The 14173-nt window shown below is 65.4% G+C and carries 12 protein-coding genes and 2 pseudogenes; 5 read left to right on the top strand and 9 right to left on the bottom strand.

Features of this window, described 5'->3' with window-relative positions; all coding sequences use genetic code 11:
- Positions 1-45: 45 nt before the first annotated feature.
- The 3 genes from ACVWW3_RS18725 to ACVWW3_RS18715 form a co-directional block, all read right to left on the bottom strand.
- Positions 46-990 carry an ABC transporter substrate-binding protein gene (locus ACVWW3_RS18725; RefSeq protein ID WP_456649065.1) on the bottom strand — a complete coding sequence of 315 codons (945 nt, stop codon included), beginning with the start codon at positions 988-990 and terminating at the stop codon, positions 46-48.
- 106 nt (positions 991-1096) lie between these two features.
- Positions 1097-1825, bottom strand: coding sequence for a histidine utilization repressor (gene hutC / locus ACVWW3_RS18720; RefSeq protein ID WP_247349619.1), 729 nt, complete (start codon positions 1823-1825; stop codon positions 1097-1099).
- Positions 1822-3180 (bottom strand): formimidoylglutamate deiminase, encoded by a 1359-nt coding sequence (locus tag ACVWW3_RS18715; RefSeq protein WP_456649066.1) that lies wholly within the window; start codon positions 3178-3180, stop codon positions 1822-1824. Before ACVWW3_RS18715 ends, hutC begins: the two co-directional genes overlap by 4 nt.
- A gap of 84 nt (positions 3181-3264) precedes the next feature.
- Between ACVWW3_RS18715 and hutI the strand changes: the two genes are divergently transcribed.
- The 3 genes from hutI to hutU are packed head-to-tail and all read left to right on the top strand — an operon-like array spanning position 3265 to position 7719.
- The gene (gene hutI, locus ACVWW3_RS18710; RefSeq protein ID WP_456649067.1) at positions 3265-4479 is read left to right on the top strand and encodes an imidazolonepropionase; all 1215 of its coding nucleotides are present in this window, start codon (positions 3265-3267) and stop codon (positions 4477-4479) included.
- Positions 4476-6035, top strand: coding sequence for a histidine ammonia-lyase (gene hutH / locus ACVWW3_RS18705; protein WP_456649068.1), 1560 nt, complete (start codon positions 4476-4478; stop codon positions 6033-6035). Before hutI ends, hutH begins: the two co-directional genes overlap by 4 nt.
- Positions 6036-6048: 13 nt before the next feature.
- Positions 6049-7719 carry a urocanate hydratase gene (gene hutU, locus ACVWW3_RS18700; RefSeq protein WP_456649069.1) on the top strand — a complete coding sequence of 557 codons (1671 nt, stop codon included), beginning with the start codon at positions 6049-6051 and terminating at the stop codon, positions 7717-7719.
- A 7-nt stretch (positions 7720-7726) separates the two neighbouring features.
- Here hutU and ACVWW3_RS18695 read toward each other — a convergent pair.
- Positions 7727-7897, bottom strand: a pseudogene (locus tag ACVWW3_RS18695) (EAL domain-containing protein); the annotation flags it as partial.
- A gap of 100 nt (positions 7898-7997) precedes the next feature.
- On the bottom strand, positions 7998-8882 hold the full coding sequence (blaBJP, locus tag ACVWW3_RS18690; RefSeq protein WP_456649070.1) for a BJP family subclass B3 metallo-beta-lactamase: 885 nt from the start codon (positions 8880-8882) through the stop codon (positions 7998-8000).
- A gap of 279 nt (positions 8883-9161) precedes the next feature.
- On the opposite strand from blaBJP, the gene ACVWW3_RS18685 reads away from it, so the two are divergent.
- Positions 9162-10478: an alpha/beta hydrolase gene (locus ACVWW3_RS18685; protein ID WP_456649071.1), complete on the top strand. Its 1317-nt coding sequence runs from the start codon at positions 9162-9164 to the stop codon at positions 10476-10478.
- A 12-nt stretch (positions 10479-10490) separates the two neighbouring features.
- Here the strand turns inward: ACVWW3_RS18685 and ACVWW3_RS18680 are convergent, their stop codons facing one another.
- The 3 genes from ACVWW3_RS18680 to ACVWW3_RS18670 form a co-directional block, all read right to left on the bottom strand.
- Positions 10491-10775 (bottom strand): TonB-dependent receptor plug domain-containing protein, encoded by a 285-nt coding sequence (locus ACVWW3_RS18680; protein WP_456649072.1) that lies wholly within the window; start codon positions 10773-10775, stop codon positions 10491-10493.
- Between the two features lie 63 nt (positions 10776-10838).
- Positions 10839-11822 carry a hypothetical protein gene (locus tag ACVWW3_RS18675; RefSeq protein ID WP_456649073.1) on the bottom strand — a complete coding sequence of 328 codons (984 nt, stop codon included), beginning with the start codon at positions 11820-11822 and terminating at the stop codon, positions 10839-10841.
- Between the two features lie 301 nt (positions 11823-12123).
- Complete coding sequence (locus ACVWW3_RS18670) at positions 12124-12396, bottom strand: hypothetical protein (RefSeq protein ID WP_247349605.1); 273 nt, start codon at positions 12394-12396, stop codon at positions 12124-12126.
- 172 nt (positions 12397-12568) lie between these two features.
- Here ACVWW3_RS18670 and ACVWW3_RS18665 point away from each other — a divergent pair.
- Positions 12569-13379, top strand: a pseudogene (locus ACVWW3_RS18665) (extracellular solute-binding protein).
- Here the strand turns inward: ACVWW3_RS18665 and ACVWW3_RS18660 are convergent.
- On the bottom strand, positions 13353-14051 hold the full coding sequence (locus tag ACVWW3_RS18660; RefSeq protein WP_247349664.1) for an ABC transporter permease: 699 nt from the start codon (positions 14049-14051) through the stop codon (positions 13353-13355). The pseudogene ACVWW3_RS18665 and the gene ACVWW3_RS18660 overlap by 27 nt on opposite strands.
- Between the last annotated feature and the right edge of the window lie 122 nt (positions 14052-14173).

The raw sequence follows: 14173 nt of genomic DNA, 5'->3' as shown, positions 1-14173 counted from the left end.
TTTACCGGCCCCGCCGAGAGACGGGGCCGGCGGCTCCTGGGAGGTTTACTTGATGTAGCTCGCGTCGAAGAGGTCCTCCACCTTCGGCGCGGCCTTGATGATGCCGATCTCAAGCAAGAGGTCGGCGGCCTCCTTGTTGAAGGTCAGGAAATCGCCGGCGAAGAATTTCTGGTTCGCGGCCTTGTCCTGCCAGCGCAGATACTTTGCCGAGTTGCCGAACGCCTCGCCGCTCTGCTTCACGTCGGCGCCCATGATCTCGTAGGCCTTGGCCTGATCCTTGGCGATCATGTGGAGGGCCTCGAAATAGCTGTCGGCTAGCGCCTTGGCCGCTTTGGGGTTCTCGGTGAGGAATTTCGGCGTGCAGCCGAACGTGTCCATGACGATCGGGTAGTCGAGCGTGGTCGCGATGATCTTGCCCTTGTCGGGCGCGGCACGAACCGTCGACAGATACGGCTCGTAGGTCATCGCGGCGTCGTTCTGGCCGGAGACGAAGGCTTGAGCGGCAGCGGCCGGCTCGAGGTTCACGACGGTGACGTCCTTCACCGACAAGCCGTTCTTCTTGAGCATCCAGGCCAGCGCGAAATAGGGCGAGGTGCCGGGCGCGGAAGCAGCAACCGTCTTGCCCTTCAGGTCCTTGATCGCGGCGAGATCGTTGCGCACGGCCATGCCGTCGGCACCAAAGCTCTTGTCGAGCTGGAAGATCTGCTTGGTCGCGACGCCGTTGGCGTTCCAGGAGATCCAGGTCTCGACGGTGGTCGCCGCGCACTGGACGTCACCGGAGGCGATCGCGAGATGGCGGTCCTTCTGCGGAATCTTCTTGATGGTGACGTCGAGGCCGTTCTTCTTGAAGATGCCGGCTTCCTTCGCCAGCGTCAGCGGTGCGAAGCCGGTCCATCCGGAGATGCCGACGCCGACCTTGATGTCGTCGGCGAGCACGGGAGTGGAGGCCGTAAGCGCAATGATTGTCGCGAAAAGTTTCGAACTACGCATGATTGTCGTCCTCTTGTCGATCGATGGATTGACGTCCTGTTGATCACTGCCGGCCCCTGTGGACCGTTGCCCGAAGCGCTGCACGATTTGTGCCGACATCGCTCTCTCAGCCTCCCTTGAATCGGGCGACAAGGCGGTGAGAGTCACCGGGATAGAGCAGCCTCACAGCGGTGATCGTGCGCGCGCTGCGCCAGGTATAGCGGTCGATCACGAGGCAGGGCGCGCCGAGGGCGATGTCGAGCGCTTCCGCCGTGCGATCGTCCGCAACGATGGCGCTGATCGTATGCTCGGCCTCTGTCCATGGAACATGGTGAAGCAGCCACGAGCCGGGCGGCTCGCGCGAGAAATCCGCGGTCGCCGCATCCGGCACCGACGCAAGATCAATCAGCCTGTCCTCGACCGCAAAAGGCACGTTGTCGGCGCTGTGCCGGCAGGTGATCGCAACCACCTTGCCGGCCTTCTTGACGCCAAGACGCTCGCGGTCGGCAGCGGTCGCAGCGCGCAGCTTGCGGCCGATCAGCTCGTAGCCGTAGCCGCGGCCGAGCGCAGTGATCTCGGCGCGGATGTCGGCGATCTTGAGCACGGCAGATTGGTGTTGCGGCCGGCGGACGAAGGAGCCGGCACGTCGCCGCCGCTCGATCAGGTCGGCTTGCGCGAGTTCCGACAGCGCCTTGTTTACGGTCATGCGCGAGCAGCCGTAACGCGCGACCAGTTCGTGCTCGAACGGAATGCGATGCCCCGGCGGCCACTCGCCGGTCAGGATACGCTTCTCGATATCGGCGCGGATCCGTTTGTAGAGCGACGGCTGCTCCGCTGTATCAGTAGCGAGGCTCATGCCACGAGCCTCCGCACAGACGCGTTGAAGTGGTCGCGTGCGACCTGCCGCAGTCTGTGCCGGCCGCCCTCGACGACCTTGTCGCCACCGGCCCAGACGCAATCGATTGCACCGCTGCCCGCGGCAAAGATCCAGCCGTCGATGGCGACGTCGCGCGTGCGCCCCGCCAGCGAGGGATGCGTGGTGTCGAGCGTGACGATGTCGGCGCGTGCACCTGGCGTGAGGCCGACTGACGTCTGCGCCAGTGCCCGCGCACCACCGGCGAGCGCATGATCGAACAGGGCGCGTCCCGTCGAGCGGCCTGCGCCAGCGGATAGCACGTTCCGCTCGCGGTGCTTGAGCCGCTGACCGTATTCGAGCTGGCGCAGCTCGTCGGCGGCGCCGACGAGCACATTGGAATCGGTGCCTACACCGAAGGCGCCGCCGGCATCGAGAAATTCGCGCGCCGGAAAGATGCCGTCGCCGAGGCTCGCCTCGGTGATGGGGCAGAGGCCGGCGACCGCGCCGGTCCTGGCGAATGCGGTGACTTCTTCATCCGTCATGTGGGTCGCGTGGATGAGGCACCAGCGTCGGTCGACGGGCGCGTGCTCCAGCAGCCATTGCACCGGACGCCGTCCGGACCAGGCCAGGCAATCCTCGACCTCCTTCACCTGCTCGGCGGCATGAATGTGCACCGGGCCGCCGTCCGCGAGCGGGATGATGGCGCCGAGTTCGTCAGGCGTCACCGCGCGCAAACTGTGCGGAGCGATGCCGATATTCGCGCCGGGCAATGTTGCGATCGCCTTGCGCGAGGCGCTCGTCAAATCAGCGAACTGATCGACCGTACAGATGAAGCGGCGCTGGCCGGCATGCGGCGCGGCGCCGCCGAAGCCACCATGCGCATAAAAACTCGGTAGCAGCGTCAGCGCAATGCCCGAGGCTTCGGCGGCCTGCGCAATGCGTGCGGCCATTTCGCCGGGGTCGGCGTAACGCGAGCCGTCGCGATCGTGATGCAGATAATGGAATTCGCCGACGCGGGTAAAACCCTGCTCCAGCATCTCGACATAAAGCAGCGTCGCGACGGCGGCGACGTCATCCGGCGTCATCGCCAGCGCGAAGCGATACATCGTCTCGCGCCAGGTCCAGAAGGTGTCGGTACTGTCGCCGCGCATTTCTGCAAGTCCCGCCATGCCGCGCTGGAAGGCGTGGCTGTGCAGGCTCGCAAGTCCAGGAAGTGCAATGCTGTGGCGTTCGTCGCCGGCGGCCGGCGCGACGTCCGGCGTCACCTCGGCGATCGCGCCGGCGGTGATCACCACCTGCACGTCATTGGCCCAGCCCGAGGGCAGGAGCGCGGAGGCGAAATGCAGGCGTGTCATGTTTCCATGCCGGCTGGACAGAACCGCCCCACGATTATATGTCTAGACATATAAGTCAAGCATCCCACGCGAAGGGACAGTTGCATGGCAGAGCGCTTCGACCGGATCTGGCATAACGCCCGGCTCGCCACGATACGGGCCGATCGTCCCAATCTCGGTGAGATCGAGCACGGCGTGATCGCCGCGCGCGACGGCCGTATCGTCTACGCAGGTGCGCGGACCGATTTTCCGGCGGATGCCGAGGCCGCCGACCGGATCGATTGCGAAGGGCGCTGGATCACGCCCGGCCTCGTCGATTGCCACACCCATCTGGTCTATGGCGGCAACCGCGCCCATGAATTCGAGCTGCGCCTGAAGGGCGCGAGCTATGAGGAGATTGCGCGCGCCGGCGGCGGCATCGTCTCGACGGTGGCCGCGACACGCAAGGCGAGCGAGTCGGAGCTCGCAGCACACGCGCTGCCGCGCCTCGATGCGCTGATCGGCGAGGGCGCCACCACCGTCGAGATCAAGTCCGGCTACGGCTTGGACATCGAGACCGAGATGCGGCAGCTTGCCGCCGCGCGCAGCCTCGACCGCCAGCGGCCGGTTACGATCCGCACGTCGTTTCTCGGCGCGCATGCGCTGCCGCCAGAGGCCGATGGCGACAAGGATCGCTATATCGATCTCGTCTGCAAGGAGATGTTGCCGGCGATAGCAAAGGCAGGCCTCGCCGATGCCGTCGATGCCTTCATGGAAGGTATCGCATTTTCCGGTGAGCAGACGGAGCGGGTGTTCGAGACGGCGAGGCGGCTTGGACTGCCGGTCAAGCTGCATGCCGACCAGCTCTCGAACCTCGGCGGCGCTGCGCTTGCCGCGAAATTCTCGGCGTTGTCGGCGGATCACCTCGAGCACACCGACGAAGCCGGTGCAGCGGCGCTGGCGAAGGCTGGAACGGTGGCCGTGCTGCTGCCCGGCGCCTTCTACTTCATCCGCGAGACGCAAAAACCGCCGGTCGAGGCATTCCGCATGCACGGCGTTCCCATGGCGCTGGCGACCGACTGCAATCCGGGCAGCTCGCCGCTGACTTCGCTCCTGCTCGCCATGAACATGGGTGCGACGCTGTTCCGGATGAACGTGGCCGAATGCTTGGCCGGTGTCACCCGTGAAGGCGCGCGCGCGCTCGGCGTGCTGAACGAAACCGGCACGCTCGAAGCCGGCAAATGGTGCGACCTCGCCATCTGGGACATCGAGCGTCCCGCCGAGTTGGTCTATCGCATCGGCTTCAATCCGCTGCACCGCCGCGTGTGGAGGGGACAGTGACGGAGCAGGGAGCAGCGATCGTCGTCAAGCCGGGAACGGTCAGCCTCGACGATCTCGCACGCGTACTTGCGGGGGAATCCGTGGTGCTCGATCCGTCGTTCTGGCTGCGTGTCGAGGCCGCTGCGGAGATCGTCGCGAAGGCCGCGCGGGCCGATGCGCCCGTCTACGGGATCAACACCGGCTTCGGGAAGCTGGCGTCGAAGCGGATTCCGCCGGATCAGACCGCGCTGCTTCAGCGCAACCTCATCGTCTCGCATTGCTGCGGCGTCGGCCTCGCGACGCCCGAGCCGATCGTCCGCCTGATGATGGCGCTGAAGATCATCTCGCTCGGGCGCGGCGCCTCCGGCGTGCGCCGCGAGGTGATCGAGCAGTTGCAGGCCATGCTGGCGCGGCGCGTTTATCCGCTGGTGCCGCAGCAGGGTTCGGTCGGCGCTTCCGGTGACCTCGCGCCGCTCGCGCACATGACCGCTGTGATGATCGGCGAAGGGCAGGCGATCGTCGACGGCAAGCCCGTATCGGGCAGCGACGCGCTCGGCGCAGCCGGCCTGACGTCACTGACGCTCGGTCCCAAGGAAGGGCTCGCACTGATCAACGGCACGCAGTTCTCGACCGCCTACGCCGTCTCCGGCGTGCTTCGCGCATTTCGCCTGACCCGCGCCGCGCTCGTCACCGGCGCGCTGTCGGTCGATGCGGCGATGGCCTCGACGGCGCCGTTCCGCCCCGAGATCCAGGCGCTGCGCGGCCATTCCGGCCAGATCGCGGCGGCGGCAACCTTGATGGCGCTGCTCGACGGCAGCGACATCCGCCTGTCGCATCTCGAAGGCGACGAGCGCGTGCAGGATCCCTATTGCCTGCGCTGCCAGCCACAGGTCGCGGGCGCGGCGCTCGACCTGATCATGCAGGCCGCGCGCACGTTGATCGTCGAGGCCAATGCCGTCACCGACAATCCGCTCGTGCTGGTCGAGACCGGCGAGATCGTCTCCGGCGGTAATTTTCACGCCGAGCCGGTCGCCTTTGCGGCGGACACCATCGCGCTGGCGCTGTCGGAGATCGGCGCGATCAGCGAGCGGCGCATCGCGACGCTGGTCGATCCCGCGCTCAATTTCGGCCTGCCGCCGTTCCTGACTCCAGATCCCGGTATCAATTCCGGCTTCATGATCGCCGAGGTGACGGCGGCCGCGCTTTATGCCGAGAACAAGCAGCGCGCGGCCGCCTGCTCGATCGATTCGACGCCGACCAGTGCCAACCAGGAAGACCACGTCTCGATGGCCGCGCATGCTGCACGACGCCTGTCGGACATGGCCGACAATCTTGCCGCCATCCTCGGCATCGAGCTCTTGGTCGCGGCCCAAGGTATCGCGCTGCGCGCGCCGCATGCGACGAGCGCGCCGCTCGTTGCCGTGATCGCCGCACTGCGCGAGCAGGTGCCGGCGCTCGGTGCCGACCGCTACATGGCCGGCGATCTCGCCAAGGCCGCAGCGCTGGTCGAAGCCGACGCGCTGCCGGCGGCGGCGCTCGCCGCGCTTTCAACTGACCCGTTTCCGACACTTGCTTGACGAGGTGTTCCGCATGAACCGCCGACTGGACAATGACCGCACCATCCGCGCGCCCCGCGGCAGCGAAATCAGCGCGAAGAGCTGGTTGACGGAAGCGCCCTTGCGCATGCTCATGAACAATCTCGATCCCGACGTTGCAGAACGTCCGAGCGAGCTCGTCGTCTATGGCGGCATCGGCCGCGCCGCGCGTGACTGGGAGAGCTTTGACCGGATCACGGCGGCCTTGCGCAAGCTCGAAGCCGATGAGACGCTGCTGGTCCAGTCCGGCAAGCCGGTCGGCGTGTTCCGCACCCATGCCGACGCGCCGCGTGTCCTGATCGCGAACTCCAACATCGTGCCGCACTGGGCGACGCTCGACCATTTCAATGAGCTCGATCGCAAGGGCCTGATGATGTACGGCCAGATGACGGCCGGCTCCTGGATCTATATCGGCAGCCAGGGCATCGTGCAGGGCACTTACGAAACTTTCGTTGAGGTCGGACGCCGCCATTATGGCGGCAGCCTCGCCGGCAAATGGATTCTCACAGCCGGTCTCGGTGGCATGGGCGGCGCGCAACCGCTGGCTGCAACCATGGCCGGGGCTTCGATGCTGGCGGTCGAATGCCAGCCGAGCCGCATCGAGATGCGGCTGCGCACCGGTTATCTCGATCGCCAGGCAGCGACGCTCGACGAGGCGCTTGCGATCATGGCGGAGGCGGCGACGACGAAGAAGGCGGTCTCGGTCGGCCTGCTCGGCAATGCCGCGGAGATTTTTCCCGAGCTGGTCCGCCGCGGCGTCAGGCCCGACATCGTCACCGACCAGACCAGCGCGCACGATCCGATCAACGGCTATTTGCCGAAGGGCTGGACGCTCGCCGAATGGGAGACCAAGCGCGCCGCCGATCCCAAGACCGTGGAGCGCGCCTCGAAAACCTCGATGGTCGAGCACGTCCAGGCCATGCTGGATTTCCATGCGCAAGGCATTCCGACGCTCGACTACGGCAACAACATCCGCCAGATGGCGCAGGACATGGGCCTGAAGAATGCCTTCGATTTTCCGGGCTTCGTTCCCGCCTATATCCGTCCCTTGTTCTGCCGCGGCGTCGGGCCGTTCCGCTGGGCCGCGCTGTCGGGCGATCCTGAAGATATCTTCAAGACCGACGCCAAGGTGAAGGAGCTGATGCCTGACGACAAGCATCTGCACAATTGGCTCGACATGGCCAAGGAGCGCATCAAGTTCCAGGGCCTGCCGGCGCGGATCTGCTGGGTCGGCCTCGGCGATCGCGATCGCCTGGGCCTCGCCTTCAACGAGATGGTGGCGCGCGGCGAATTGAAGGCACCCATCGTGATCGGCCGCGATCATCTCGACAGCGGTTCGGTGGCGAGCCCCAACCGCGAAACCGAGGCGATGAAGGACGGATCGGACGCCGTGTCCGATTGGCCCTTGCTCAACGCGCTGCTCAGTTGCGCCAGCGGCGCGACCTGGGTCTCGCTGCACCATGGCGGCGGCGTCGGCATCGGCTATTCCCAGCATGCCGGCATGGTGATCGTCGCCGACGGCACGCCGGAAGCGGCGAAGCGGATCGCGCGCGTGCTCTGGAACGATCCTGCCAGCGGCGTCATGCGCCATGCCGACGCGGGCTACGACACTGCGATCGAATGCGCCCGCGACAAGGGTCTCGATCTGCCGAGCTTGGCGAAGTAGCTGGGACTCAGGCCACGACCTTGGCTCCGGCGCCGCCGAGGCGCCGGCGTTCCTTTGTGAGATAATCGTCGACTGCGTCGGCAGGCATGGGCTTTGCGAAGTAGTAGCCCTGGATGAAGTCGCATCCCAGCCGGCGCAGGGTGTCGAGCTGAGCGCGAGTCTCGACGCCCTCGGCGGCGCTAGCGCAATGCATTGTTGCACCGGCAACGGTTCGAGCTGACATGCCGGCTTCACCTCTCCCCCAGAGAAGGAGAGGTGAAGATAGCGCAAGACAGTCGCTATTTCTTCTCGAGCGCCGCCGTCTGCTTTGCAAGCTGCTTGTCGAAATCTTCCGACAGGCTGGTTGCGTAGGTTGCGAGTTCGCCCGCCTTGACGAACGGGTTCGGTGCGCCGTCCTTCATCTCCGCGCGCTTGGCCTGCATGCCATAGACCTCGGGATGCGGCCCGAGCAGCACGTCGATCTTCATCGCCTTCACCTTGGCGAAGGTCGCGCGGTAGTCGTCGACAATGCCGGCATGGGTCGGCTGGCCGACCAGCCTGTTGAGAGCCACCGTGCCGCTGCAGAAAAACAGCACCTGGCGATCCTGACTGCCGTCCTTGACGGTCATCTCCCAGCTCGTACAGCCGGGCGAGTGGCCAGGGGTTGAATGCGCAGTCAGCGTGGTATCGCCGAGCGTGACCTTGTCGCCTTCCTTCACGGCGCGGTCGACCTTGACCGCGGGGAAGGCGAGGTCCTCGTTCTTCTCGTCGCCGGGATAGTAGCCGCCTTCGAGCAGCGGCTTGTCGTGTTCGCCGGCGATGAGCTGGGCGCCGGTCTCCTTCTTGATCTCGGCGAAGCCGCCGGTGTGGTCGAAATGCGCGTGCGTGTTGAGAATGATCTTGATGTCAGAGACCTTGAGACCGAGCTTCGCAATATTGTCCTTGATCATGCCGGTCGACTGCGGCAGCGCCGTATCCATCAGGATCAGGCCCTGCGAGGTCTTGATGACGTAGACGGCGATACCATCGGTGCCGACATAGTAGATATTGCCGATGAGCTGGAATGGCTCGAACGGCGTGGTCCATTTCTTGGTGACCGCGGCAATGAAATCCTTGACGGTCTGCGCCTGCGCGCCGGTTGCGAGGAACGCCAGCGCGCAGAGCGCGGCCGTGAGCTGCTTCATCGTTTGTCTCCCAGAGTGTTCTTGCAGAGTGGTCTTGTCGTTTTGATGGGGCGCGGCCGTCGCGCGGCGCGGCCGGCCGGCAAGCTACGTCGTGCGAGATGCGGCAGCAACGGCCACGTGTCCGGAAAATTTCGTGGCATGCGCGGAATAATGGTGCCTGGCCGGTTTGCGCATGGCGGCATTTGCTGCAACGCGGCCAAGTGGGATTTGACCGCGCGCAGGCGGCTCGCCATACTTTGCGTCAAGACGAGCCAAGACTCGTCGGCACCGGGAGCTGAAATGACCAATTCGTTGTCCGTCCTTGCGGGGACGCTGATTTCCCTCGTCTCCTTCACTTCGATTGCCGTCTCGCAGCCGGCCTGCGTCACCCAGAACATGGCTGTGCCGCCTAGGGCCAACAGCACCGACAAGGCGGCCCCGTTCTTCATTGATACGACAGGTCTCGACTTCAAGACGACGCCTCCGACGCGTGATCCCTCCAATGCCCGCTACCCGCGCGCGACCGAGCTGCCTGACGGAACGCTGCCGCCACCGGGGGCTGAGGGCAATTTCATCATCGGTCCCACCCACAATCCAGCGCCGGAGACGATCGCAAAGGAGGGCGTGCCGCGCGGCACCACAAAATCCTTCACGCTGTCGTCGAAGGAGAGCACGATCTACAATCCCGGCCTGATCCGCGACGACGCCGCCGGCTGCACCAACTCCTCGATCATGACGACCGTCACGGCGCCTGGTGATAAGTCGCACATGATCGTCACCACCAGCCACCCAGGTATCTGGTCGCGTACCATCGACGTCTATGTGCCGGCGCAATATGTGCATGGCACCGAGGCGCCGTTCATCGTGGTCGGCGACGGCGGCTCCAACGCCTACAAGGATCTCGGCACCACGCTCGACAATCTGATCGCGCAGCGCCGCGTGCCGCCGATGATCGCGATCCAGATCGGCAATGGCGGGCAGGACGCACAGGGCAGCCAGCGCGGCCGGGAATATGACGCGGTGTCAGGTGCCTACGCGCAGTTCGTCGAGCGTGAAGTGCTGCCGCTGGTCGAAAAGAACGCCGACGTCAGGCTGACCAAAAATCCCGATGGGCGTGCGACCATGGGGCTGAGTTCGAGCGGCGTGGCAGCCTTCACCATGGCGTGGTTCTATCCCGAGCTCTATCACCGCGTGCTGGCCTTCTCGCCGACCATGGTCAACCAGCAATGGCCGTATGATCCGTCGCTGCGCGGCGGCGCCTGGGAATATCACAGCGCATGGACGGGGCCGGCCACACCCAACCTCATCTCGAAGGCCGGCGTGCTCACGCCGGCTGAGCCGCCTGGCGCACCGCTGATCGTCGCCGCACCGACCAAGCCGATCCGCTTCTGGTTCTTCGGCGGTGACCAGGACCTGTTCTATCCGAACCCGACCATTCCCGACGGCATGCACGATTGGACCCTGTCCAACGCGCTGACGGCCAAGGTGCTGGCGGAGAAGGGCTATCATTATCAGTTCCTGTTCGTGCGCAACGCCAAGCACGTCGACCGTCCGACGATCGCGCAGACGCTGCCGTCGGCGCTGGAGTGGGTCTGGAAGGGCTATCCGATCCCCTGAACGCGAAGAAGCCTAACGCCCGACCGTCACGCCGGCGGTCGAGCGCATGGCGTCCTTGAGGCTCGTCGCGTTCTTGTCGTCGAGGACCTGACGCGTCAGCACGGTGGTCTGGCCGGGCGTGTTGAGGATCGTCTCTCCGCGCGAGGAAGAGAGCCGGTCGGCCTTGTAGGGTGCGGCCGGATCGGTGGCGGGCGCTGTAGAGGACGTGTGCTGCGGCCGTTTACCGGACGCGGCTAAGGCTCCCTGCGAAACGAAGAGGGCCGCGATCACGACCAGTCGCAATGATTTTGTGGGCATGCGATCTCCCATATTCGGGGCGTCAGCCTAGCATATGGGCGCGTCGTCGCAGAGAGGTAAGGGTCAGGCGAGAGCCGCCCGGCGTTCCCGCATCGGTTCGCGGACCCGGTCGAGTTTCCCGGGCTCGGCGAGCCGCGTAAAATTGCGCTGGCTTGCATGCGCGGGTGCTTCGACAATCACGCCCTCGCAGGCGATCTGTCCGCCGAGCATCCTGAATTCCAGCTTGTCGTAGCGCGGCATCGTCTCGCCGGGCGCGGGCGGCAACAGCCCGACGCTCCCCTGGATGTTCAGCGTGGCATCGCCGGCGCCGTGAAGCCGCGGATTCCACATCCTGATCCCGGTCTCCGCCCAGCGCTGCCGGATCAGCGCGGCGCGGTCGGCGGGTTCTGCGATGTTTGCACGAGTCTTCGGCGCGCTGGTGATCTCCAGAGCGGGAGCCTCGAGGGCCAGCTCCGGCGCGACGTCCGCGACGACGCTCGGTGTGGGGACGGCAAACTCGTCCGCGGCGATCGCTGCAGCCGGAGCCGGATCGCTTGCGGGGACCGGTGCGATCTCCATCGCGGCGTCGACAGACGAGACCGGAGTCTCCTCCGCGATGACGAAGTCGACGCCCGTCGAGCTTTCCGTGAGCGGATCGTTGCTGATGAGGTCAGCCGCATCAACCGGCTCGCTCTCGATCTCGACCGGCGAGAGAGAAGCCTCTTGCCCGACGATTGGCTCGACCTGCGTCGGCGTCTCCCGGGATGAATCGTCGCTGCCGCCGACGTCGGTTGCCGCTGCCGACGGGCTATCCGCGATGACAGAGATAGCAGTGTCGTCTTCGGTGGCCGGAGCCGCGACCGCGGCGTCGCAGCGCGACGGTTCCGCGCTGATGCTGGTCTCAAGAGGCGGAGCGGCTTCTGCAATTTCGGCAACAAGGGCGGGCGAAGCGTCTGCGCTATCAGGCGCGACGTCGATGCTGCCGCCGTGAGGCAACGGCCGAAGCTTCGTGAACGCCCATTTCACCGCGGGGATGCGGCGCAGCAACGATATCAGTCTCGAAAGCACTGGGAGTTGTCCAAGAGGTACTCGGCGTGAGGCAATCGCTGATTCGCCAGCAATGTAAAAAACTGCCCCGGCCATCACACTGATGTCAATGTAAGTGGGACCAATTGCAGAACATCCACGCGCTCATCGCGCGCAGGCGGTGATTTCGCCCGCGTGACTGTAACCTCAGTGCAGCCCCGCCAATGCGCTTCCTTCGCACCGTGACCTTCGCGCATACCATCGGCGACGACAAGCTTTGGCTGCACGAAGACTTTTGGAGAGGGGACGATCGCCCCTCTCCAGATTTCCGATCGATGCTGGCCTATTTTCCGGAGCCCGCGCCGCCACCGGCCTGGCTGCCCATGTTATTGGTGTTGCTGCCGCCGGCCGAAGGGGTCTGCTTGCCCTTGCTGTCGCTGGCCTCGTTCTGCATGTTCGACGACGCGCCGGTCGTCATGCCCTTGGTCGCGGGGCCCCGCGACGAGGGGCCGACGTCGCCCTTGCCGGATGCGCTTGGGGCGGGTTGTGTTTGCGCAAAGGCGCCGCCGGTCGCCAGCGCCATGATGCACGCAGATGCCAAAATGAACTTCTTCATCTGGTTTCCTCCTGGGTTCACCTCCGGACAACCTGCGCGCGGGGCGGACGTTCCCAATTGGCAGCGCCGCGAGAATCGCACCAACGCGCGTTCACGAAATGTCGATGTTTCCCTGCACGGCCCTTATCGAGGTAGAGTTTGGAACATCCGGCTTCTGGTGTAAGGACGAAGCATGAAGAGGGTAATGACTTTCGGAGCGGTTCTGCTCTGGTCCACGATCGCATTCGCGCAGGATCGCACCATCACTGTGGCCTCGACGACGTCAACGGAACAGTCGGGGCTGTTCGGCTATTTGCTGCCGCTGTTCTCGAAGGTCGGCGGCATCGATGTGAAAGTGGTTGCCGTCGGCACGGGCCAGGCGCTCGACATCGGGCGGCGCGGCGATGCAGACGTCGTGTTCGTCCATGACAGGCCTGCCGAAGACAAGTTCATGTCCGAAGGGCAGGGCGTGAAGCGCTTCGATGTCATGTACAACGACTTCGTCATTGTCGGGCCGAAGAGCGATCCTGCGAAGATCGCCGGCGGCAAGGGACGTGGCCGAGGCGCTGCGCAAGATCGCCGCCGCGAAGGCGCCGTTCATCTCGCGCGGCGACAAGTCCGGCACGCACGCGGCCGAGCTGCGGCTATGGAAGGAGGCGGGCGTCGACCTCGGTGCCGGCAAGGACGGTTGGTATCGCGAGATCGGCCAGGGCATGGGGCCGGCCCTGAACATGGCGTCGTCGTCGAATGCCTATCTCCTGTCTGACCGCGGCACCTGGTTATCATTCAAGAACCGCGGCGAGCTTGCCGTCCTGACCGAAGGCGACAAGCGGCTGTTCAACCAGTACGGCGTCATGCTGGTGAATCCGGCAAAGCATTCGAACGTGAAGGCGCAGGACGGGCAAGCCTTCATCGACTGGCTGATCTCTCCTGGGGGGCAGGAGGCCATCGCCGGCTACAAGGTCGGTGGCGAGCAGCTATTTTTCCCCAACGCGTCCCACTAGCAGGAAGGCGACGGTTGATACTGCGACGCTGAGCGCGAGCAGGATCAGCCCGAGCCCGAGCGCCAGCGACAGGTCGCCCTTGCTGGTCTCCAGCGCGATCGCAGTCGTCATCGTGCGTGTGAAGCCGCGGATGTTGCCGCCGACGATGATGATGGCGCCGACCTCGGCGATCGCGCGCCCGAAGGCTGCGAGAAAGGCCGTCAGCAGCGAGGTCCGGCCCAGCGCGAACAGCAAGCCGATGCTGCGCAGCACCGACAGCCCGTCGATTCGCGCCAGGTCGCCATACTCCGCCCACAGCAGGCTCGCCGGCCGGTGCACCAGTGCGACGACGATCGGTGTTGCGAGCAGCGCCTGCGCGATCACCATCGCCGCCGGCGTGAACAACAGGCCGGCCGCCCCGAGCGGGCCGGAGCGCGACAGCAGAAGATAGAGCGCGAGCCCGACCACGACCGGCGGAAGACCAAGCAGCGCATTGGTCAGGACGATGATGACCTGCCGCCCGCGGAACCGGGTGATCGCAAGCAGGGCTCCGAACGGCGCCCCGATCAGAAGCGCGACGATGCTGGCGGTCAAGCTGACGCGCACCGACAGTCCGACGATGCCCAGAAGCTCTGCGTCGGCCTCGCCGATCAGCGTGAATGCGGCGCCGATGGATCGCGCGAAGTCGTTCATCCGTGCCTGAGCGTCGGCGCCCGCCACGATGTCTCGGGTGCGTCGATTTCGGGACTGCGGAGGTGATTCACGTATATTTCCCTGAGGGTATCGTCGTGCAAAGCAGCGGCGGAGCGGTTTGG

The organism is Bradyrhizobium sp. LM2.9, from assembly GCF_054056555.1.
The sequence above is the reverse complement of the archived record's forward strand: the minus strand, read 5'-3'. Positions and strand labels throughout refer to the sequence as shown.